The organism is Microbulbifer sp. ALW1 (genome assembly GCF_009903625.1).
Classification (GTDB): domain Bacteria; phylum Pseudomonadota; class Gammaproteobacteria; order Pseudomonadales; family Cellvibrionaceae; genus Microbulbifer.
This window is the reverse complement of sequence record NZ_CP047569.1, coordinates 1,115,217-1,137,944: the sequence shown is the minus strand read 5'-3', so window position 1 is coordinate 1,137,944 and position 22,728 is coordinate 1,115,217. Positions and strand designations below refer to the sequence as shown.

Here is a 22,728-nt window from a genome sequence, read left to right as displayed (position 1 = left end):
ATATCGCTCGATAAAATTGATCCAGATCAATTTGAGCGCCCGTCTTGATCCAGATCAAATTTCACTACAACCCCTCCCTCTAGAATCCTCGCCTCAACAAGCGACGCGCATTAACACGGTGTACCGCCAACCGTATTCAATAGATTAGAAAACAGGGAGTTCCGGTATGGGGAATGCCGATAGTGATGTGGTGTTTCAGAGTTATGGACGCTGCTGTAACAACGAACATTTCTTTATCGATTTTTACGACCAGTTTATGGGCAGCTCAACCGAGATTCGCGACCTGTTCGTGGACACGGACATGGCCGCCCAGCGCCACCTCCTGCGCAACGGCATCATGCAGCTGGTATTGCACGCCCGCGGTATGGCGGATACCAAGCTGCGCGCACTGGGTTGCAGCCACTCCCGCAGCGGCTACAACATCCGCCCGGAGTGGTATGGCCTGTGGCTGGACGCCCTGCTGGCCACCCTGAGAAAATACGATCCGGACTTTAGCGAAGAAACCGCGCTGGCGTGGCGCCGCGCCATAGAACCGGGTATCGAACTGATCCGCCGCGCCTATTGAGCATTCCAATGCGCAGTCCGGCTTATTGACCATTCGGTATACCGTTTCTCTTTGTGCCCCCGGACATTGTTTGGTAGGCTTCGCCGCGCAGCCGTAGCCAGCCTTTGACTCCCGTGACCAAGAGAGCCAACAGGAGACTACGAGAGCTGCCCGCAGACCCAAGCGCCCCTCTCGGGGGTGCCGATTTACCGCAAGCGTTACCCGCTGGATGAGTTTTTGAAAGCGATCAGACACTATACCAATGCCCCCGGAATACTTCCGGCAAACCTGGACCCTCGGGTCAGGGCGGTATTTGTATTCTGGCTCCTGGGCAGCGCCTTCTTCGGTTTTTCCAGCCTGCTGCTGCAATTCGGTTTTCCGCCGACACCCTCCGAGCTTCTGCCAATTCTCGAAAGCGGCATTACCTCCGAAACCATTATCGCGCTCGCCAGTGCGGCGCTGCTGATTACCAGTATTTTCATTTTCCGGCACTTCTGGCTGCAGCTGTTGCTCAGTTTTTTCAGAAGTCTGCGCACCGTTTTCAAACGTTTTCTTCGCGCACTACAACCGCCGACTCCGGCACTGTGCTCTGCACACCGCTCCGCCCACACCTCCCGAGCTCCCCCTTTCCGCGCGTAACGCATATGGTCTTTACAGGTTCGGCCTGTTCAGTCCATTCGCGCTGATATTTTTCTTCGAAAAATAAACCTGTGACCTGATTGTTTCTGGCATCGGGACGGGGGACCTGTTCGTTCGCAATCTGTCAGCGCCTCTCTGACTACCCCAGGTAGTTGTTGTCAATCTCCATGCCGAGAGGAATGCTCCTCGTGTTAACTCGTAGCCTCAGAAACGCTGCGCTGTCTGCTGCCGTGCTTGCACTGGCGGGATGCGACGGCGGCGTGCTCGACCCCAAGGGACAAGTGGGTGTCGACGAAAAAAATCTGATCATCATCTCCACCCTGCTGATGTTGCTGGTGGTGATTCCGGTGATCGTCATGACCCTGTACTTCGCGTGGAAATACCGCGAGGGGCGGGAACATGAAATCTACGCGCCCAAGTGGGCCCACTCCGCCAAGATCGAAGCCACCGTATGGCTGGTGCCGGTGGTGATCGTGCTCATCCTCGGCGTCATCACCTGGCGCTCTACCCACAGTCTCGATCCCTACAAACCGCTGGACCACGAGCGCGAACCGCTCACCGTGGAAGTGGTGTCACTGAACTGGAAATGGCTGTTCATCTACCCGGAGCAGGGTATTGCTACGGTGAATGAGCTGGTGATCCCCACCGACAGACCGGTGAATTTCAAAATCACCTCCGAGTCGACCATGAACTCCTTCTTCATCCCACAGCTGGGCAGCCAGATTTATTCGATGGCGGGTATGGAGACCAAGCTGCACCTGATCGCCAATGAGCCGGGTACCTTCGAGGGCTTCTCGGCCAACTACAGCGGTGAAGGCTTCTCCGGTATGCACTTCGAAACCAGGGCGGTGGATGAAGCGGCATTCGAGCGCTGGGCAAGCGACATGCAACGCGGTCATGGAACGTTGGACAACTCGCGTTACGCACAGTTGGCCGAGCCCAGTGAAAACCACCCGGTGGAATACTTCAGCGCGGTCAGCGACGGGCTCTTCCACCAGATCATGTTCAAGTACATGCAGCACTACAACACCTGGAACAAGGCGCCGGCCCATCACCACGGGGAGCACGACACCGCTTCCATGCCAGGCATGCACAACGGCCCACATAACGGCTCACACAACAGCAAGGCGGAGGAATAAAAATGAATCTGCTCGGTAAATTATCCTGGGAAGCGATTCCCTATCACGAGCCCATCATCATGGGCACCCTCGCGGTGGTCGGCATTGCCGGCGTTCTCATCGCGCTCGCCATCACCCGCGCAAAGCAGTGGAACACCCTGTGGTTTGACTGGATCACTTCCGTCGACCACAAGCGCCTCGGGGTGATGTATATCCTGCTCGCGCTGATCATGCTGATCCGCGGTTTTTCCGACGCGATCATGATGCGCACCCAGCTGGCCATGGCTACTAACGGTGCAGCCGGCTACCTGCCACCGGAACACTACGACCAGATCTTCACCGCCCACGGGGTGATCATGATCATGTTCATGGCGATGCCGTTCATGATCGGTCTGATGAACATTGTGCTGCCGCTGCAAATCGGCGCGCGCGATGTGGCCTTCCCGTTCATGAACAACCTGAGCTTCTGGTTGTCGGCGGGCGGCGCCATCCTGATCAACATTTCCCTCGGCCTCGGCGAGTTCGCCAAGACCGGCTGGCTCGCGTATCCGCCGCTGTCGGAGTTGTCGTTCAGTCCCGGTGTGGGAGTGGATTACTACATCTGGGCACTGCAGATTTCCGGTGTCGGCACCCTGCTGACGGGGGTGAACTTCCTGGTAACCGTGTTCAAGATGCGCGCGCCGGGCATGAAGCTGATGGATATGCCGATCTTCACCTGGACCTGTACCTGGGCCAACGTGCTGATCGTGGCCTCCTTCCCGATCCTGACCGCGGTACTGGGCTTGCTGACCCTCGACCGCTACCTGGACTTTCACTTCTTCACCAACGATCTCGGCGGCAACGCCATGATGTATATCAACCTGTTCTGGGCCTGGGGACACCCCGAGGTATACATCCTGATGCTGCCCGCTTTCGGTATTTTCTCTGAGGTGATTTCCACCTTTACCGGCAAGCGCCTGTTCGGCTACAAGTCCATGGTGTGGGCCAGCGGTGCGATTTCCATCCTCGGGTTTATCGTGTGGCTGCACCACTTCTTTACCATGGGCTCCAGCGCCAATGTGAATGCCTTCTTCGGCATCATGACCATGATCATCGCGGTACCCACCGGGGTGAAATTATTCAACTGGCTGTTCACCATGTACCGAGGGCGCCTGCGCATGACGGTACCGGTACTCTGGACCCTGGGCTTTATGGTGACCTTCACCATCGGCGGCATGACCGGCGTATTGCTGGCGGTGCCAGGGGCGGACTATGTACTGCACAACAGCCTGTTCCTGATCGCCCACTTCCACAACACCATCATCGGCGGTGCGGTGTTCGGTTACCTGGCCGGCTTTGCCTTCTGGTTCTCCAAAGCCATGGGCTTTCATCTGAACGAGCGCATTGGCAAGGCGTCGTTCTGGTGCTGGCAGGTCGGTTTCTACATGGCGTTTATGCCGCTGTACGTGCTCGGTTTCCTCGGTATGACCCGTCGCCTGAACCACACCGACAACCCCGACTGGAATCTCTGGCTGTATATCGCCTGCGCCGGTGCCGTCGTGATCCTTGTCGGCATCGTGCTGCAATTTGTGCAGCTGTACCTGGCGTTCCGCGACCGCGAGCAGAACCGCGACCTCACCGGTGACCCCTGGAACGGTCACACCCTGGAGTGGTCCACCGCCTCGCCGCCGCAGTTCTACAACTTTGCGGTGCTGCCACAGGTGCACGACATCGATGCCTTTACGGAAATGAAAGAAAACGGCACCGCCTACCAGCGCCCCGCCAAATACGCGCCCATCCACATGCCGAGAAACACCGCTGCCGGCATTTTAATCGCCGGTGCCGCCACTGCCTTCGGCTTTGCCGCCGTGTGGCATATCACCTGGCTGGCCGCCGCGAGCCTGGTGGCGGTGGTCGCGTTCCTGCTGCAGCGTGCCTATGCGAAAGATGTGGATTACTACGTGCAGCCGGATGAAATCGCGCGTATCGAATATGCCCATCTGCGCCATATCAATCCCGCACCGGCAGCCACCCCTGGTCACGGCCAGGCAACGCCGGCGAAGCGCCGCAAAAAGGCAAACGAAGAAACCATTGAAGAGGTGTCCGCATGACCGCGATAGCTCAAATACCACAGGGCGCCACTGCGGCGTCCGATCACCACGACGATCACCATCACCACGAACATCATCATGACTCAGGTGAGAACACGATTTTCGGTTTCTGGCTCTACCTGATGACCGACTGCCTGCTGTTCGCCTCGGTGTTCGCCACCTACGCGGTGCTGTTCATGAACACCGCCGGCGGCGTATCCGGACGCGATATTTTCGAACTGGATTACGTGGCCATCGAAACCGCGGCGCTGCTGCTCAGCAGTATCACCTACGGTTTCGCCATGATCGGCGCGCATCGCCAGAACAGAGCCGCCACCCTCGGCTGGTTGGCGGTGACATTCGCCTTCGGCGCGGTGTTTATCGGCATGGAAGTGAATGAATTCCACCACCTGATAGCCGAGGGCAACGGCCCGTCGCGCAGCGCCTTCCTGTCTTCGTTCTTCGCCCTGGTCGGCATGCACGGCCTGCACGTGACCGCCGGCCTGATCTGGATGGCGATAATGATGATCGAAGTAGTGAAGCGCGGCCTCGGCCAGCAGACCATCACCCGACTGTCTTGCCTGAGCCTGTTCTGGCACTTCCTGGATATCGTCTGGGTGTGTGTATTTTCCGTGGTTTACCTGATGGGGGTTCTGTAATGAGCGCACAGTCTGATTTGTATTCCGGACATGAACACGCGGCCGATCACGGCAGTGTCAAATCCTACCTGGTGGGGTTTGTGCTGTCGGTCATACTCACCGCCATTCCATTCTGGGCGGTGATGACCGGGCAATTCGACAAAGCCACCAGCATCTGGCTGGTGGTAGTGATGGCGATTGTTCAGGTGGTAGTGCACCTGAAATATTTTCTGCACCTCAACTTCTCCATCGCAGGACGCGCGAATACCTTCGCCTTCCTGTTTACTGCATTGATCATCGTGATGGTGGTTGGGCTGTCGGTGTGGATCATCTACGCCTCCAACGCCATGATGATGCATTGATGCTTTTACCACGATTCAGGTAATGGCCGTGTTCAAGCATTTATCGAAATACTTCGCCGTCACCAAGCCGGGCATCATCGCCGGCAATCTCATTTCGGTAGCGGGGGGATTCTTCCTCGCCGCCCGCGGCGAGATCGACTGGGGGCTGTTTATGGCCTCGGTGACCGGGCTGTCGCTGATCGTGGCCTCTGGCTGCGCCATCAACAACTACATCGACCGCGACATCGATGCACGCATGCAACGGACCCGCAACCGGGTCACCGTCACCGGTGCCCTGGCCGCGCGGGCAGCGCTCCTGTTCGGCATGTCGCTCGGCATTGCGGGCTTTGCGCTGCTCTCGTTTTACACAAACGCCGTTGCCGTCGCTTTCGCGGCACTCGGATTTGCGGTTTATGTAGGGGCTTACAGTCTGTATATGAAGCGCAACTCCGTTTACGGCACCTTGGTGGGCGCGCTGTCCGGTGCGGTGCCGCCGGTGGTGGGCTACTGCGCGGTGACCGGAGCCTGTGACGCTGCAGCGTTGATCCTGCTGGTGATGTTCTGCCTGTGGCAAATGCCACACTCCTATGCGATTGCTATATTCCGTTATCGCGACTATGAGGCGGCGAATATCCCGGTATTACCGGTTGCACAGGGCATCAGCAAGGCAAAACTGCATATCGTGCTCTATATTGCAGTGTTCGCCCTCACCAGTATTCTGCTGCCTTTGAATGGCTATACCGGTACAGCGTTTATGACGGTGGCCTGTACCACCAGTTTCTGGTGGCTGGCGATGGCGTTGCGCGGTTACCGCAAAGACGTTGACGTCCATGGCTGGGCGCGGCAGGTTTTCGGGTTTTCGATTATCACCATAACCGCTCTGAGCGTGACCATGGCACTGGACTTCAACCAAGTTGCACCCCAGTGGATAGTGGCCGGCTAACGCAGCTCGAATTATCGGAATTCGTTCAATAAAATTTGTTCAATAAAAAAGGTTTACCGGTAACCCGGTAAACCTTTTTATCCTTTCTCAGGCGGTTACTGACTTTGCAGGTCAGTAATGCACTTGTTGTACTCATTGATGTACACGCTGCTGCCCCGGTTGGGCACTTCATTGGATTTATCCGCAGCGGAGTTACGACAACCTTCAATCTGGTCACCAGTCAGGTTAGTCGCAGGAAGGGTCTGGCTGCGCTGATACATATGCGCTTGTGACAGACGATCCTTATGAGCCTGAACGGTAGGCTGAGGAACCTGATAGAAAAGACCAGTTTGTTCATTGAACTGATAGAAGTTATCGCCACTGTGCCAATAGGTTTTACCCATAATCTGCACTTCGGACGCCCCAGCAGGGAGCTGAGTCATTTGGTCTTCCGCCTGAGCAAAACCCGCTACAGCACAGAACAGAACGACGGGCATAAGATAACGCATTTGGTTTACCTCCTCTTCGGATGTGCCACGAAGTCTATTCCCCGGTCGGTCCCTTCCCAACAAGATTCGTGGCGATAAAACGCCGGCTCATTTCAGCGCACTCATCATCGTCAGCAAGGCTACCATCCCGTACTTAAACCCCTGCCAAAGCGAGCAAGCCGGCGCGAAGCAGACGTCAAAAATGAAACAGCGTTTCCCTTAGATGATTTCAGAATTTCCCTTTCCCTAACTGATCAGTCAGGCCTGTTCAATTGCCGATACCAGAACGCATTAGAACGACGTTGGCGGCGCGCCAATCAACATAGACTTGTGGTCTAATAAGACCCTTCTAATGGGGCCCAATAGCCACCTTCGAATTACCCTCAGGATAAACAACCGTGCAATCTGAATTTCTGACCGCCACCCTGTTCAATCTCGGCCTGAACCTGCTCTACACCCTGCTGGCACTACTTATCGGCATGGTGGCGCTGCTGGTGATCGACAAGAAGCTACTCAAGCATGTAGACATTGAAGCGGAGCTGAAGAACGGCAATATGGCCGTCGCAATCTTTGCCTCCACCATCCTGATGTTTGTGGCACTGATCATTTCCTTCGGGCTCAAGGGCTGAGGTTAGTCCGGTGCGTCTACTGCTCATCGGTATCGTGCTAGGTGCCCTACTAATGGTGCCGAAACTGCTGCAACAGCAATGGACCCAGCAGCGGGAGCAGGCTTCGCTGGTAGCCAGTATCCGCAGCGCGCCCTTGGGATCCGCGGAGGAGACACATATAGACAGCCAGCGGGGCACGGTTGTGGTCAGCGGCAGCAGTTCGCCCCTCACGGAAAGCATGGTGCAAGGAGCGATTGGAAAAAGATCTGCCGAAGAGAGCGGCTATATCTCCGTATGGAACTGGCAGGGACTTGAATCCGTCACTGCCTCCGCCCGCGGTCTCGACAGCCTGCACCACTTTGCCAACAGCTACCTGGTTGGCTTCCAGCCCTTCGATACCGAGGCACTCTGGGTTCCCCTCTACACCCTCGCCATTCGCAAGGAGTACCAGTACGACCACCTGCAATATGCAGGGCTCGCCGATATCTGGCAGACCTCCCGCCAGGCCTATTATCAGAAGCGCGGTGACTGTGAGGACCACGCCATACTGCTGGCCGACTGGCTGATTAACCTGGGGGTCGATGCCCGGGTTGCTCTGGGCACATACAACGGCGACGGCCATGCCTGGGTGGTCGCCGTTGTGGACAATACTGAGTATTTGCTGGAGGCAACCAGCAAGCGCCGCCAATCCAACTGGCAGGCCATGCCCCTGGCCGCCCTGGCCGAGGGTTACGATGTAGAGTTCCAGTTCAACCGGGATTACTTCTGGGCCAAAACCACTTCCGCACCCACGCGGAACTATCGTGGCAAACACTGGATCAGGAAATCACAGTTTATTCGTGGATAACCCTCGCGGTCGCACTCAATCAGGTCGATGGGAATATAAAAATGCCGGCAATATTGCCGGCATTTTTATTGCGTTCACAAAGAATCGGTTAGCCGCTCAAATCGGCGACCCTGGCGGTATTGCTTTCACATCACCCGCGTCCACCTTCAAATCCCCCTGCATAAACGCGGCTATGCGGTTGGCTTCATTGAAGTAGTGCGCGTTGTATCCCAGGGGATCATCGCCAAAAAGTTTCATTTCACCAATGGCGTGCTGGAATTTTGCCAGCTCAAAGTTGGCACGCGCACGGGCGGATTCCGGCGCTTTTTTGTCGCTGGCAAGCAGCATCAGGCGGTGGATATAGACGTGATTCACCCGCTGGTGTACTGCCGCCTCTAGCCCGTCATATTTTTCGCGCTTCAGCGATTGCTCGGTCAGCTGGGCCAGCAGGGTATTGAAGCCCGGGCCTTCACCGCGACGGGCCTGCTGCTCCTGCAGGCGGGCGGCGCGCTCCGGATCAAGCAGTATCGCGTAAGTGTGGCCTGCCGCCGCTTCCGCCATCGCAATCCCATCAAACGCGACACCGGTATAGGCCGGGAAGCTCTCACCGGTGCGGCTGTAACCGTAGGATTTCGGCGGCAGCAGTTGCAGTACCTTTTCTGGCAGGGTCAGAAATTCCGGCTGCAGCGTCGAGACCAGGGCATCGATCGCCTGCTGCTGCTTGTTCGCTGGCACCAGGGTATAGCTCTCCGGATCGGCGTTATTGTAGAGGTAATCGTACTCCAGGCCACCAATCAACTTGCCGACCGCTTCCGCCTGGTAGCGATGCCCGTAATACACTGGCACCAGGGTTTCATCCAGGGAGGAGCGTACCGTATCCGAACGGTTTGCCGCACGACTGAAATTATCCAGTGCGTAACGGCGCAGCTCTGTCATGCGGGAAAACTCATCCAACACATCGCCGCCGTTGTCCCACAGGTGAGAAGAACCGTGGGCATTATTGATGGAGCGGGAATCCGGGTCAGAGATAAAACGCAATTTCTGATCACGGGCATCATCGATAACCGCGGCCAAATACTGATGCTCCTGCGCGTTGTCGGTAACACCATACCCGTAGCGGACCGCCAGTTTGTCCCAGGCACCGATACCGGTGTCGTAGGCTTGCTGTAATTTCAGCGCATCGCCATCCAGAGTCACCAGCGGCGCCGGGTAATCCATTACCGAAGCGCGACCTTCGGTACTCGCCACAAAGTTGTGGGCCAGTCCGAGGGTGTGGCCCACCTCATGGGCAGACAGCTGGCGAATACGGGCCAGCGCCATATCCTGCAGCGCTTGCGTATCGGCGTCCTCCTGGACGTAGGGCTGCAACAGGCCCTGGGCAATGAGAAAATCCTGGCGCACACGCAGGGAGCCCAGGGTGACATTACCCTTGAGAATTTCCCCGGTACGCGGGTCGTAGACGGAATAACCGTAGGACCAGCCTCGGGTAGAACGGTGCACCCAGTTGATCACGTTGTAGCGCACATCCAACGGATCGGCGTCCTCCGGCAGCACTTTTACCTGGAAGGCATTCTTGAAACCGGCGGCCTCGAAGGCCTGATTCCACCAGCTTGCGCCCTCGATCAGGGCACTGCGCACCGGCTCCGGTACACCGGAGTCCACGTAGTAAACGATCGGCTCCACCACTTCATCGCTACCGGGTTGCTTCTGCAGGCGGTGGCGGAAAATCAGCCGCTGATCCATCGGCTGATCGATCGCCGTCGCATAGTCGCGATAGGTCAGCGGGAAATAGCCGCTATTGCTGTGGAACTGGCGGGGCTGGTATTCGTTATCCGGCAGCTCCACCAGTGAAATATGCTGGCGCAAGGTCACCAGTGTCGGCGTAGGAACCACTTCCTTCAGGTAGTTACCCGGTTCACTGCCTGTGAATGTCAGCTGCGCTTCAAATTCCGTGTTTTTGGGGAAGCTCTTGGTTCTCGGCAGGTAAATGGAAGACTTGCTGCCATCGATGCTGTAACTGCCCTGCTTGGTGTCTTTGAGGCGCTGGGCAATGCCGTGCTGGTCGCTCAGCAGAAAAGGCGTGAAGTCCACCAGTACCGCACCGCCCTCTTCCGCCAGTACTGTGAAGCCCCATAGCACCGAAGAGGCGAATGCTTCCGATACCGCCTGGCGCTCGGCCGGGTTGTCGGATTCGGCGCGGTAAGCGAGATTGCGCTGGTGCAGCAATACCTTGTTGCCCACCCGCTCAAATCGCACCAGACGGCTCTCGCCGGCCTGATTGCGGTCCAGGCCCACCGGGTTGGATCCCAGGCCCTGCGCCAGGCCAGTAACAAACAGCAGATCCTGGTCAAAGTGGTCCAGCTCCAGTAGAACCCGACCTTCTTTACTATCCCAGTAGAAATCGTACAGCCCCTGCTGCTTTTTCATACCGCTGGTGATTTCGCCGATGCTCGCCGCCTCAGCGGACAAACTGGATATCAGCAGCGCGGCAAAGAGTAACCTCGTTAGCATTGATCCCCCCAAAAACCTTTGTTGTGCATTATTAAACCGTAGAGATTACCACTCGCGCCTCGACAGTAAACCGCAACACCGGGATTCGGCAGATCGCCCTGTCCGAATCACACTTTCGGGGCAAGTCGTCGCGGTGGCCACAGTGACAGCCAACAATTCTTCCGTTGCGTTGATCCCACCAACCAAGATTGTGATGGCGCCCAGATTCGCCCCACCCTCACGGAAATTCCATTCATCGCAGCACAACCCGGCCGCGGGACTATTGGCACGTTTAATGCTTTTTAGACTTTGTTCAACGAAGAGCTAGCGGAGTGTCTATGAGCATCGAAGAAGTATCACTGTTTATCTTGCTGCTCTGTGCAGCGGGCCTTATCGCCGGAATAACGGCGGGTTTATTTGGCAACGGAGGCGGGTTTGTGGTGGTGCCGGCACTGCTGGCGGTCTTCCCCTTTCTACACAGTGCTACCGATGAAATGATGCGCGTGGCAGTAGGTACCTCACTGGCATCCATCGTGGTCTCTTCGGCAAGATCGGTACAGGCGCACAATAAGCGCGGAGCCGTGGACTTTAAAGTGCTGCGGGACTGGTCCATATGGATAGTACTGGGGGTTTTTGCCGGCCTCTATATCGCCTCCTTCACCAACAGTAAAAGCCTGGTCTATGTGTTTGCGGCCGGCGTCCTGATGTATTCCATCTATTTCCTTTTCCCCAATCTTTTTGACGGGCTCAAGGGCAAACTGGAAATGCCGACAGGTATTGCCCGCGCTGGCCTGGCGAGTTTTCTCGGCGGTTTTTCCTCCCTGCTCGGTATCGGCGGCGGCACCATTACCGTGATGACCATGGTGCTGTGCAACCGCCCGGCGCACCAGGCCGTAGCCACCGCATCCGGTATCGGCTTTCTCATCGGCCTCCCCGGCGCCATTGGCTTCCTCATTATGGGGCTGGGCGCACCGAATTTGCCCATGGGCTCGATTGGTTACATCAATATTCCTGCGCTTATTGCCATTTCCGTATTTTCAATAATCTCGGCGCCTATTGGTGCACGCTGGGCACATAGCCTGAATGAACTGCACCTGAAGCGCCTGTTCGGGGTTTACCTGATTGCCGTTTCCATGGCCATGTTTGCCAAAGCCTGAGCCGTTTTTATTTTAAAAATGGTCGTTCATCAACGACCACACAAGACCGTTCACACAACCAGGAGAACAAAATAATGCATAAATCACTGAGCAGGAGGTTGTTTCTGCAGGGCGCCACTGCGGCGTTCTCCGCGGCCGCCATTGGCGGTGCCGCCAGCGCATCGGCCAAGGAAATGATTCGGCCAACGCCGCTCTACGGACCGCCCCCGGGGGTCGCCAAGCTGAATGCGAACGAAAACCCTTACGGCCCCAGTCCGGCAGCGCTCAAAGCCATGATGGAGGCGAGCCAGAAAGGCGCCTATTACGTTTACGACAGTGTCATGCGCCTGAAAACCATGATTGCCGAACGCCACGGACTCACGCCCGAGCATGTCGCGCTCGGCTCCGGTTCCAGTGCCGGCCTGGTGGCCGCGGCGATTGTGGCTGGCCACAAGGGCAACATACTCGGCCCTGACCTTTTCTGGGACACTACCTCGCGGGTACTGGAAGTCCAGAACATTGGCGAAATCAAGCGCCTGCCCAAACTGGAATCCCTCGCCATTGATCTCGATGCCATGTACGCGGCCATCGATGATTCAATTTCCATGGTGCAGGTTACCAACCCGAACAACCCCACCGGCATGCTGGTAGACCCGATAGCGATGCGCAACTTCTGCATCAAGGCGTCAAAAAAGTGCACCGTATTGGCGGATGAAGCCTATAACGAACTGACCGACAACAGCGATGCCAATACCGTGATCCCGCTGATCAAACAGGGCCACGATATTATTGTTGCACGCACCTTTTCCAAGATTTATGGCCTTGCAGGTATGCGCGTTGGCTACATGATCGCGCAGCCGGAAAAAATTGCGGAAATGGAGCGCTTTGGCATCGGCTGGTACGGTTTGAACCAGGCGGGATTGGCAGCGGCCATTGCCAGCTATGAAGACCATAAATTTATGGACTACTCACGGGCCAAGGTAAAAGAAGCGCGCGAGATGGTCAGTGCTGCGCTGAAAGAGAATGGGCTGACCGCTCTCCCGTCCGTCACCAACTTCATGTTCGTCAACCTCGGGGACCTGAACGCGGAAACCTTCCGCGCCGAGATGGCCAAGGAAAACGTATTGATCCGCGGTATTTATCGGGACTACAACAACTGGTCCCGCGTGAGCATGGGCTTCCTGGAAGATGTCGAAAAATACACTTCCGCCCTGCCGAAAGTATTGAATCGCATGTCATAGCAGACAGCGTTCAAACAATCGCTCCACTGGCCAGCATTATTGCTGGCCTTTTTTATGCCCGGAATACTACGCCACTTGCGGCACCCTTAACTCTGGGAATATCCCTTCACTGCAATCTCACTAAGACGATCTACTCTCCGCTGCTGGCAGCGATCAGTCTGTTACTTCTCTCCTGCTACCTCTTTCCTGCTACTTCTCTCCTGCAACCATACCTTCTCCCACTAAATCACCAGAGATACCTCTCATCACCAAACAGCAGACAAAAAAATCCCCGCATTAAGCGGGGAAAGAAGTTTGTAGAAGACGTAAATCAGAAATCGTAACGCACACCCATGTAGTAGAAGGCACCCTGCCAGTCCACTACAGTATCACTCGCATAAAGTGCACCACAGCAGTAATCGCCCAGGGCATCTTTTTCCGGATACTTGTCGAAGATATTGCGGCCACCCACACTAACGGATGCGGCTTCCGTGAGCTGGTATTTACCTTCCAGATCCACCTGCACCAGAGGGTCGTATTTCTGAATCGCGAGAGTGTCACCATTCTCGGAATTCTTGTAACTGCCATACCAGTTGGCGCGCGCCATCAGTGAGAGATCCCCGACTTCGTGCGTAGCGGTTACCGCACCGCGCAGTTTTGGATCAAAATTTTCGAAGTCATACTGATCTTCCGCATTCAGATACTCATCCGGATTGGAAGTGAACTCGGATTTGTTGTAATTCACCGATGCCGTAAAGTTGGTCACGCTGTCTTCACTCCAGGCGACCGGGAATGTCGCTACCACATCCACACCCTGGGTACTGGTATCAAATGCGTTGGTAAAGTAGAAGACACCACCAATGGATTCAGCGCCCACTACGCCGGCGTCAACCAGCGCCAGGTAGTTGTCGTAGGCACCACCGGTAGACATATCCGTGGACACATCCAGAGTGGAGATCGCGTAGGTCCGGTCATCGACATCGATGCGGTAGAAGTCTACGGTCAGGCTCAACAGATCAAAGTCGGCGGTCATACCAACGGTAAAGTTGGTGGAGGTTTCCGGTTTCAGCGGTTCAGCGCCAAGGGCACCGGCCACATCGCCACTCGCCGGGAACAGCCCCGTGGCTACAGGGAAGCCGTTCGGCAGACGGGTGGACACATTGGTCGTACCCTGCTGCCCCGGGGTCGGCGCGCGGAAGCCGGTACCGATGGAAGAGCGCAGGCCAATGGACTCGGTCAGGTCGTATTGCATTGCCACTTTGCCCACCAGCTCGGCGTCAAAGTCGGAGTAGTCCTCGTAACGCAGCGCCGCCTGCAGGAACAGCCGCTCGCTGACATCCGTACTCAAGTCACCATACACAGCGTAGGAATCGCGGGCGTAGCTTCCGGAGTATTCCGGCGAGTAGCCGGGAAAGCCGTTGGAACCCACCCCAACTACCTGATATACGGGATCATCGGCATTACTACAGTCCAGTGTGGAGCCGTTAGCGATGACAGCCAGCCCGGCGGCCGTTGCCATTCCGGCATCACAGAATCCCCAGGGATCGGAAGAGGCATGTGGGCCCGCTTCATAGGACGCTGCATCACCCCCGGTCAGGTCATAGGATTCGTCCATATAACTGAGACCGAATGCGGCAACCACTGGCGCATGCATGCCGAAATCCAATTCTTTGGAGAAGTCGGCCTGAATCTGCACTTCCTCGTTCGCCAGGCTGCCCGGCTTGAACGAGGTCGGGCTGTCCGGCCCCATGGACGGGTTAATGGTGTTTTTCAGGGTGTAGTCAATTTCACTGTAGCCGTAGCGCGCACTGAAATCGTACAGCAGACCGGAAACCATCTCGCCCTTTAGGCCACCGACCAATGAGTAATCGGTTACCTCACCAAAAAAGCGCGGGGTAAAGCCGCCGGGGAATTTTTCCAGCGGGCTATAAATGGAGCCATCTTCTTCCCGCAGGTCCATAATGGTGCCGTTATTCGGATAGCGGTAATAGAAGCTACCGTCGGCTTCGCTCTCGGAGTAGTTACCGAATGCGTAAAGTTCTTTACCCTCACCCAGGTCGTAGCCGGCATTAAAGAATATACGTGCGGCTTCGGCGTTTGGCTGGCCCCAGGGCTGCACGACATCCCCTTCCAGAGACGCATTTTTTGCCGCTTCGATAAACTCCGCATCCTGATCGTTCAGACAGAACCAGGATTCACAGTACTGCTCGCTGCGGGAAGTAAAATCAGACTGGGAAACTTCACCGGAAACACTCAGGAAACCATCGCTCCCCAACGGCATGCCGACGTTACCATTCGCGGTGGTCTGGAAGCCGTCGCCTTCACTGTATTCACCAGCCTGCACATTAAAAGTGCCGCCTTCGGCGTTGTCCTTGAGAATAAAGTTGATCACGCCGGCGATGGCATCGGAACCGTACTGAGCTGCCGCACCGTCGCGCAACACTTCAACGGATTTGAGTGCAGAGCTTGGAATCGTGGCAATGTCTGGGCCCTGGGTACCTGAGCCGCCGATTTGCACCAGCGCAGCTCTATGCCGGCGCTTGGAATTCACAAGCACCAGGGTTTTATCCGTAGGCATACCCCGTAATTGCGCCGGGCGTACAAAGGTACCGCCATCGCTGATTGGCTGGCGCGATACGTTATACGAGGGCACCAGGGTTTTCAGTACATCGTTGGTATCGGTATAGGAAACTGATTCCAGGGTTTCACTATTGAAAACATCCACCGGCACCGGCGAGTCCGCCACGGACCTGGGTTTACCACGCACCCCGGTAACGGCGACCTCCTCGATCTCCTCCGCAAATACGGGCTGCATCGGCGCTACCGCGCTGCCGGCGATGATTGCTACCACTGCACAACTAAGGGACTTCCGCTTCATGAGCAACTCCTTTCTATTTTACAAATGCCATAACGTTATTTTTTTCAGGCAAAAGCTCCCCGTGCCACGCACACACCTAGTGCGCAGACAAATCAGACATCGATAACAACGGGTACTTTTTGGTGCAGGGCAAAACGCAGAAATTGCGAATGCCGTTGATAGAGGTAGAGCAATAAGCGTGCCAGAGATGTGGTATCGAATTCCGAGGCCTGATTGGCCGGAACAGGGAAAGAAAGTCAGGTGGCTGCGTCAGGGCCCTCTTTTAGGGGACTCTTTTAGGGCTCTCTGTCAGGACTAAAAGTCACTAAAAATTTCATCCAGGGTGCATCCAACCATAAACCTTGTGTCGTCCTACCCCTATAAGACATCCACCAAGCATATTGGGTTAAGTTAATGAAGAAGACTTGCATACTCGCCGCCGCCCTGATAGCCGCACCGGCAGCCACAATGGCACACCAGATCAACCTCAGCAGTGATACCGGTGAACAGTGCAATGCGAACATCAATCACCGCATCACCGTTGGCCCGGACTTTATCGAGGCCCGCGATGCAGACGACCTGGACCAGCTACTGTTTGCCTACCGGGCCCCGGATCAGCTGGCGGTAGGCGACGACGGCCTGATTCTCAGCCCGGAGCAACAGCAACTGATGGCAAAGTACCAGCAGGGGCTGCACCAGTCGGGACGGGAAATCACCCTGATTTCTGCAGAGGCCATGAATATCGCCCTGGATGGGGTCGGCATTGCAATGTCAGCCCTGGCAGGGCCGGATAACCCGGACACACTGGAATTCATTAGTGACTCGGAGCAGCTGAAAGAGAAACTCCTGGCACAGGTTCACCAGAATGGTGACGTCTACACCCTGGGCGGCCCTGAAATCGATGCCGGGCTGGAAGAAACCTTTGAGCGCGAACTGGAACCGCGATTAGAAGCGCTCGCCAAAAGATCAGCCGGCACCATTGCCTGGCACGCGATGAAAGCAGTATTTACCGGTGGGCGCAGCATCGAACGCGATGCCGAAGCCGCAGCAGAAGCGGCGGAAGAAGCCATCGAGAAAAAGGCTGAAACACTGGAATCCCATGCAGATGCCCTCTGCGCATTGCTGGAAGAAATCGATGCAACAGAAACAACCCTGCACAAAGCGATCCCACAACTGCAGAAACTGGATCTCATTTCGATGAATCCGCACAAGGATTAACCCCCGACCGTTCCATAAGCGGTTACCATGTTTGACCCCCCAAAAGTTCGGCCGCCTTGCGGCCTTTTTTGTGCCTGATGATTCGCTCGCCCCTAAGCGGCACACCCGTACAAAACAATTTTCCAAATTACACAAAATTACAGCGCTAACGGCATTCATCCGCTGCGGTAGCGAGGATAGAATTACGCGCGATTTTATCCCACCACCATCAAGGAAGAATGATGCAGCAGGCAGTATCCCGGCGCTTTGACCAATACTTATTTTTTAGTGATCAGACCGTAGGGAAAGACGGTCGCAGGGTATTTATCAACCCCGACCTTTTGGCCCCCTTTCTGGAGTTTGTACGCGAAGACGCCTTCCGGGGAAAGCAGAGCCTTGCCAACATGATCGGCCTGAAGAATTCAGCCGCCGGGCTTAGCAGCCAATCCAACCAGAGCAATGCCAGCCAGCACCGCTTGGATTGCGGGGGTGTGATCGTTACCTATTCCGTGCTTCAGGCAGGAGCGCCGGATAGTTTTGGGGATGGGGTTTATATAACCCATATCCAGCAGGCCCTGAATGTTGGAGAAAAACACCTTCCCGGTCTACACAACATTCAGTATCGATCCGGGTCCTGGGCCCCCTTTGAGACTACAGACAAAAAAATACAACACACGGTTGCCACCGTTGGCGCAGATTATGATCCCGAGTCACAAAAATATGATCTCACTAACACAGCGGAAAACATGGCAGATTTCCTCGCAAAAAATATCAAAGGAAGTGACCTTGGTTCCGAGTTTTCACTCTACTTCTGCCCAACTGATATCATCGATGATCTTGGCACATGGAGATTGCCTGAACAAAAGGTCAAACCGGGGAAAGCTGGCCCAGAAGATCTGGCAGAAATTTTAATAGAGACCCAGAAACAGTACTGGACCGACACCGACCAGAAGCACCTATGGTATGTTTTTGAGCATGGCGCCAAGCTGCTTGATAGTGCATTGAAAATTGTAAAAGATAGAGGGGTTACGTCGCTTTCTCATCATGAATTTAGTTTTGTAAACCCAAGATCAAATATAGGGCTAATGCTCACGGACATTGAAAAGCTAAGAGCAACGTTCAGCAAAACCCTGAGCCTGAATGGGTACGGATCCAAGTATCATCAAGCGACCAATATCGAGGCATCCATTGCCGGCTTGCAGGCTCACGACAAAAGCTGGAGCAGCCTGGAAAGCCAGCTAAGACCGTGTTCCGATATTTTGGTCAGAGCAAAGAGTCTTCAAGAGGGAATTGCAAGCGACCCGTCCAAGATCATGAATTTCACAAACCTGAATTTCATGTCGTTGCTCAATAAAATTACAGCCAATCTAAACTGGTAGTGCGTCCATGCTCCCCTCCCCCCCTATAAATGAAGAGTTCAGTTATATTGCTTTTGAAGATAGCTCGATTAGCTGTTTCGACCTATCGGGCGTCCAGCTAATATTCTCCGGCCAGATAAAAGCAAACAGTCGATTTCAAGACCAGGCCGTTGGATTTCAGGCTGACATCTATGATCATGGTATCTATGAACCCAATTTATTCATTAACGTCGCCAGGCCATTCAATAACAATCGCCCTAAAATCAGCTACCTGAATATTTCGGATATCTGGTGGCGCCACTACTCACCTTCTGATCAAGGAGTAGATGTCGTTGGAAGCTGCTCCCTGAGAATACGGGTTCTCTGGCCGGCTCCTGACGCCTTTCCAAGTATTTCAAACCTTAAGGATTTAAGTCAGTTTACGGAAGCGTGCTTCCAGGTAGCGGCAGACCCTGATGAAGCGTCCGAACACTTTCTTTACCCGAAATCCAAAAAAGAACTAGTTCTTCACGATATTAAGCAGCGAAATTGGCTTCAGGCAGATCATGGCAGCTATTCCGTAGACAGGGAATTCAGCTTTTACACACCAATAACCAAGAACCATATGCTGCATCTATCCTTCCGTCCTCAGGGATACTGGCCCCAAGGTACCGAACCACCCGAAGACACCCTGAACAAGGTATTTGTCAGCTTCTGGGATTTCATGGACAAGCTATCCATCATTGATGAAGCGTCGCAGCAGACCAGGACGCCGGGTATCGAGTTGAAGGGTGAGATGCTTGAGCGGCACCTGCTGGAGCAGGAACACACAGCCAATACAGAAACGGCAAATTGCTGGGGTGACGACGATCCCGATACCAGTGGCTGGTAATTGATCTGCTCATCATGGAGCACCGATAGCGACAACATCACCAATAAAATTGCAACGCTAGTAAAAATAGCAACGCCAATAAAAAAAGGGGCCGCAACTGCAGCCCCTTTTACGTTTAGCCTGCAGCCTTCTAAAGGCCCAGGACAAGTGTCAGCTCACGACTTTTTAGCAACACCCAGTTCACCAAGGGTACGCGCCATGTCTTCCGCACTGGTCGCTGGCTTGATGTCACTATCTACTTTCAGGATTTTGCCGTCTTTGCCGATATAAAAGGTAACCCGCTTGGCCATGTTCAACACGGGCATTTTCACCCCATAGGCTTCGGCCACTTCGCCACTGGGGTCACTCAACAGCGGGAAGTCCGCCTTCTGCTCTGCGGCAAATTTGGTGTTTTCATCCACTTCATCGGTGCTGGCCATAAAGTAAGTGACATCGTACTCGCGGATCAGGTGCCCCTTCTCGGCCAGGGATTTGCATTCGATGGTACAACCTTTGGTAAACGCCCTGGGGTACCAGGCGATAACGATTGCCTGCTTATCTTTGAAATCAGCCAGTCGGTAGGTCTTTCCGTCAGATGCCTGCAGCGCGAAATCGGGGGCATCGTCGCCCGCCTCGATTGCCAGCACAGGCAGCGCTATCAAACTGAATGCGGCTACCGCCCACTTGATGACGTGTTTCCGGAATAAATTTCTCATTTCATCTCTCCAAAACTAACCGTTTTCCAATTCTATTTCGCCCCACGCACAGCCAAGGTATACGACCGGATACCGCTGACAGATCAGTCACTCTTCGCGCTGGAGCTGATCAAATATCAGCCGTAAAATCTCCCACTTTTGCACCGGAAGCCAGTAGCTGTACATTAAATACACAACGGATTGTGGTAAGAAATTCCAATAACGAACGGACTATGACCAAGAGTCCATATTTACGCAACCGCAATCCAATCCCATGTCCCAGAGTATTCCTACATCCCTGTTGCGGGCCTTTCTCCCGCTCGTTTTGATCTGTGTCGTCCTCCTGATGAGTGGCTGCGGTGGCGGCGGTGGTGGCGACGAAGACCGCAGCAGCACCAGCAGCGGAAATGCCGATCCGGGGCAGGCACCACCCCCATCCTATGAACCCCCGCCCTCTGACAGTAATACTGGCACGGGGTCACCCTCGTTATCGCCGGGCGACTATGCCAGCATCCAGAATTGTCCCCTGGTGGGCGGTAGCAGTGCCGCGGAATTCAAATTGCTATTCATCAACCTGGATTCGGCCCCCTACTTCGACGAGATCGTCAGTGATGCCATTGAAAACCAGTTCGGGGCACTGGCACCTTTCGTTGACTACTTTTCGCACTTCGGATTCTACACACTGGAGACCGAGGGGCAGGCGAACCTCGGCTGTGAAAAGGGTCAAGACGAGGCTGCCTTTTCCTGCGACAACAGCAAAATTCATCAAGCCATCGCCGAGCAGTGCGAAGTGGATGATATGCAGGGCATTATCAAGGTCGTCATTGCCGATATGGGTTACGGCGCTTCCGGCGGCGAGATCATCTACCTGGGAAGCGATCGAAGCTGGCCCGATAGCAGCTACGCCCTGCAGCAGTTACGCAATATTGTTGTCCACGAGGTCGCGCACAATTTTGGCCTGGCAGACCTCTACGATGGCGGCATTAATACGGATGGTTCGGCGGTAGCGGGCTGGCCCAGCGAAATGTCCCGGCAGTGGGCCAATCTCGACGGCCCTGGCTGCAGCAAGTGGTGCAATAACTACAAGCCCGCATCGGAGTATACGCAGTCCGCCAATGCCAGCTGTGCCACTTTCACCGATCGCGCCAGCTGTACCAGCTTCAACCGCACCGATGCCGGGGAATGCAAGACTGCGGATGGCGACAGCTATGCCTGTTGCGCCTGGTCGGAAGACACGACGGACGACTACTTTGGCTCCCAGTGCACACCGGTGTGGGGCACGGAGGATATTGGGCAGGATTGCCTCGAGGGGACAGGCTGCTTTTACGGCGGGGCCTATGGCAACAACTCCTGGCGCCCGGTAAAGACCTGGGATGACAGCATCATGTACGGCGCCGGACACTCCGAGGCGTTCGACACGGTGTCGGAGCAGGCCCTGCGCGAGGCGATTCGCTGCTGCGGCACTTCCGATGACAGCACCGCTTCCTGCTCGGCTTTCCGCGAGACGTTCAATAATTTTTTACTGGAGTACCAGCCGTACAAATCGCGCATTGGCTCCTGTGGTACCCGCTGATCACATAGTGGCGGCGCCAGTACGGGCTGGAAAATACTGCACCTAGCGCACTATTTTCTAGCCAATTATCCCGGTTAGCTGTTCGCAGTGGCGAAATAGTTCTGTATAACTCCCCCTCCGCTAAAAACAACAACAGAGGGGGAACCGCCGTGAAAACACCCATCGCCCTACGTCTAGGTGCACCAGTTCTGCCAGCCTGGCCTGGTATTCTCGCGCTTCTCCTTCTTGCGCTCCTCGGCCCGGGCACTGCACTCGGGTTTTCAGAAGCAAATCACAAAAACCTCTCGCGTGAATCGGTGCAGTATTTTCAGTACCGCTGCGATCCCAAACAACGCACCTGGTGGGCAGACCCCATTATCGTGGCCCGGGGTTCTGTGGGAGAAGACACGTATCTGCGACCAAGCCGCCTGCTCAACTGGCATTTTTACAATCCGGACACCAGGCTAAAACGTCAAAAGCTTGGGCTCGCAAACCCGACCCCGAGCCTGTACCTGAAGAACGCAAAAGAAAAGATTAAACGGGCAATCCATGCGAGGAATCCCGAGATGCTTTCTGATGGTCTGGGTGACTTTTCCCACTACATTCAGGATATGGCGAATCCATCGCATATAGCGCCCCATTTTCACGGAGGCAGCAAAAAGGATCAGTTCGATATTTACCCGCTGCCGATCGAGCCTGCACTTACTCTGGAGCTGTGCAATGCTGTTGAAGCCAGGTACCTGGAACTGTACCAGGGCAATCACCCTGCTGTTGATGTGGATGATCTGGATCGGCTGATTGAAGACACCGCCAGCAGTACCCTCTCACAAATACAGCAAACCTATAGCGCGCACATCAACGGTAAAAAGGCAGTCAGACCCTGGACAGATTTCTGGTTGAAATCAAAAAACGGTGAATTTCGTGAATACACGGAATCGGTACTCGGGAACCGTTTTGGCAAACCGCGGATTAGTGCCAATACAGAAACCCTCGGTGAAAGAGATAGCCCTTGCAAGAAGGGTCATCCCTGTCTTTTCGAAATACAGGCGAAGGATTACGAAGAGTTTGCCATTACACAATCAAACCTGGCGATGACGAACACTCTGGTAGCGCTGCGCCTTGTATCCGATATTTATAACCAGCAGGTAGAAATGCGGTAACCGCTGAGATCGGCGGGTAT

At 55.1% G+C, this 22,728-nt stretch carries 20 protein-coding genes; 16 read left to right on the top strand and 4 right to left on the bottom strand.

Going from position 1 to position 22,728, the window contains the following annotated elements; translation table 11 throughout:
* The first annotated feature begins 166 nt into the window (after positions 1 to 166).
* The 7 genes from GRX76_RS04660 to cyoE all read left to right on the top strand — a co-directional run bounded on the left by GRX76_RS04660 (position 167) and on the right by cyoE (position 6,292).
* Entirely contained in the window at positions 167 to 565 is a 399-nt protein-coding gene (locus GRX76_RS04660; RefSeq protein ID WP_160152242.1) for a globin, read from the top strand.
* Positions 566 to 781: 216 nt separating this feature from the next.
* Positions 782 to 1,183: a hypothetical protein gene (locus tag GRX76_RS04655; RefSeq protein WP_160152241.1), complete on the top strand. Its 402-nt coding sequence runs from the start codon at positions 782 to 784 to the stop codon at positions 1,181 to 1,183.
* Between the two features lie 188 nt (positions 1,184 to 1,371).
* The gene (cyoA, locus tag GRX76_RS04650; protein WP_201276911.1) at positions 1,372 to 2,322 is read left to right on the top strand and encodes a ubiquinol oxidase subunit II; all 951 of its coding nucleotides are present in this window, start codon (positions 1,372 to 1,374) and stop codon (positions 2,320 to 2,322) included.
* Between the two features lie 2 nt (positions 2,323 to 2,324).
* Entirely contained in the window at positions 2,325 to 4,391 is a 2,067-nt protein-coding gene (gene cyoB, locus GRX76_RS04645; protein ID WP_160152239.1) for a cytochrome o ubiquinol oxidase subunit I, read from the top strand.
* Positions 4,388 to 5,029, top strand: a complete 642-nt coding sequence (cyoC, locus tag GRX76_RS04640) for a cytochrome o ubiquinol oxidase subunit III (protein ID WP_160152238.1) — start codon at positions 4,388 to 4,390, stop codon at positions 5,027 to 5,029. The genes cyoB and cyoC overlap by 4 nt, the downstream gene beginning before the upstream one ends.
* Positions 5,029 to 5,370 (top strand): cytochrome o ubiquinol oxidase subunit IV, encoded by a 342-nt coding sequence (gene cyoD, locus GRX76_RS04635; protein WP_160152237.1) that lies wholly within the window; start codon positions 5,029 to 5,031, stop codon positions 5,368 to 5,370. Before cyoC ends, cyoD begins: the two co-directional genes overlap by 1 nt.
* 28 nt (positions 5,371 to 5,398) lie before the next feature.
* A complete protein-coding gene (gene cyoE / locus GRX76_RS04630) occupies positions 5,399 to 6,292 on the top strand; it encodes a heme o synthase (protein ID WP_236250548.1) in 894 nt (297 codons plus the stop codon).
* 95 nt (positions 6,293 to 6,387) lie between these two features.
* Here the strand turns inward: cyoE and GRX76_RS04625 are convergent, their stop codons facing one another.
* Complete coding sequence (locus GRX76_RS04625) at positions 6,388 to 6,714, bottom strand: hypothetical protein (RefSeq protein ID WP_160152235.1); 327 nt, start codon at positions 6,712 to 6,714, stop codon at positions 6,388 to 6,390.
* Positions 6,715 to 7,157: 443 nt separating this feature from the next.
* Here GRX76_RS04625 and GRX76_RS04620 point away from each other — a divergent pair, with 443 nt between their 5' ends.
* Together GRX76_RS04620 and GRX76_RS04615 are read left to right on the top strand one after the other, a co-directional pair.
* Positions 7,158 to 7,388, top strand: a complete 231-nt coding sequence (locus GRX76_RS04620; protein ID WP_160152234.1) for a DUF350 domain-containing protein — start codon at positions 7,158 to 7,160, stop codon at positions 7,386 to 7,388.
* Positions 7,389 to 7,398: 10 nt separating this feature from the next.
* Positions 7,399 to 8,214 (top strand): transglutaminase-like domain-containing protein, encoded by an 816-nt coding sequence (locus GRX76_RS04615; RefSeq protein WP_236250547.1) that lies wholly within the window; start codon positions 7,399 to 7,401, stop codon positions 8,212 to 8,214.
* 96 nt (positions 8,215 to 8,310) lie between these two features.
* On the opposite strand, the gene GRX76_RS04610 is transcribed toward GRX76_RS04615, so the two are convergent.
* A complete protein-coding gene (locus GRX76_RS04610) occupies positions 8,311 to 10,704 on the bottom strand; it encodes a zinc-dependent metalloprotease (protein ID WP_160152233.1) in 2,394 nt (797 codons plus the stop codon).
* 317 nt (positions 10,705 to 11,021) lie between these two features.
* On the opposite strand from GRX76_RS04610, the gene GRX76_RS04605 reads away from it, so the two are divergent.
* Both GRX76_RS04605 and GRX76_RS04600 read left to right on the top strand, forming a co-directional pair.
* Positions 11,022 to 11,840 (top strand): sulfite exporter TauE/SafE family protein, encoded by an 819-nt coding sequence (locus tag GRX76_RS04605; RefSeq protein ID WP_160152232.1) that lies wholly within the window; start codon positions 11,022 to 11,024, stop codon positions 11,838 to 11,840.
* Between the two features lie 74 nt (positions 11,841 to 11,914).
* Positions 11,915 to 13,060 (top strand): histidinol-phosphate transaminase, encoded by a 1,146-nt coding sequence (locus GRX76_RS04600; RefSeq protein ID WP_160152231.1) that lies wholly within the window; start codon positions 11,915 to 11,917, stop codon positions 13,058 to 13,060.
* Positions 13,061 to 13,370: 310 nt separating this feature from the next.
* Here the strand turns inward: GRX76_RS04600 and GRX76_RS04595 are convergent, their stop codons facing one another.
* Positions 13,371 to 15,917 (bottom strand): TonB-dependent siderophore receptor, encoded by a 2,547-nt coding sequence (locus tag GRX76_RS04595; RefSeq protein WP_160152230.1) that lies wholly within the window; start codon positions 15,915 to 15,917, stop codon positions 13,371 to 13,373.
* 393 nt (positions 15,918 to 16,310) lie between these two features.
* Here GRX76_RS04595 and GRX76_RS04590 point away from each other — a divergent pair, with 393 nt between their 5' ends.
* The 3 genes from GRX76_RS04590 to GRX76_RS04580 all read left to right on the top strand — a co-directional run bounded on the left by GRX76_RS04590 (position 16,311) and on the right by GRX76_RS04580 (position 19,322).
* The gene (locus GRX76_RS04590; RefSeq protein ID WP_160152229.1) at positions 16,311 to 17,114 is read left to right on the top strand and encodes a DUF2884 family protein; all 804 of its coding nucleotides are present in this window, start codon (positions 16,311 to 16,313) and stop codon (positions 17,112 to 17,114) included.
* A 221-nt stretch (positions 17,115 to 17,335) separates the two neighbouring features.
* Positions 17,336 to 18,472 (top strand): hypothetical protein, encoded by a 1,137-nt coding sequence (locus GRX76_RS04585; RefSeq protein ID WP_160152228.1) that lies wholly within the window; start codon positions 17,336 to 17,338, stop codon positions 18,470 to 18,472.
* A gap of 7 nt (positions 18,473 to 18,479) precedes the next feature.
* Positions 18,480 to 19,322 carry a hypothetical protein gene (locus GRX76_RS04580; protein WP_160152227.1) on the top strand — a complete coding sequence of 281 codons (843 nt, stop codon included), beginning with the start codon at positions 18,480 to 18,482 and terminating at the stop codon, positions 19,320 to 19,322.
* A 155-nt stretch (positions 19,323 to 19,477) separates the two neighbouring features.
* Here the strand turns inward: GRX76_RS04580 and GRX76_RS04575 are convergent, their stop codons facing one another.
* Complete coding sequence (locus GRX76_RS04575; protein WP_160152226.1) at positions 19,478 to 20,017, bottom strand: peroxiredoxin; 540 nt, start codon at positions 20,015 to 20,017, stop codon at positions 19,478 to 19,480.
* Positions 20,018 to 20,270: 253 nt separating this feature from the next.
* Between GRX76_RS04575 and GRX76_RS04570 the strand changes: the two genes are divergently transcribed.
* Together GRX76_RS04570 and GRX76_RS04565 are read left to right on the top strand one after the other, a co-directional pair.
* On the top strand, positions 20,271 to 21,569 hold the full coding sequence (locus GRX76_RS04570) for a hypothetical protein (RefSeq protein ID WP_160152225.1): 1,299 nt from the start codon (positions 20,271 to 20,273) through the stop codon (positions 21,567 to 21,569).
* 149 nt (positions 21,570 to 21,718) lie between these two features.
* Entirely contained in the window at positions 21,719 to 22,708 is a 990-nt protein-coding gene (locus GRX76_RS04565; RefSeq protein ID WP_160152224.1) for a hypothetical protein, read from the top strand.
* Positions 22,709 to 22,728: the final 20 nt, after the last annotated feature.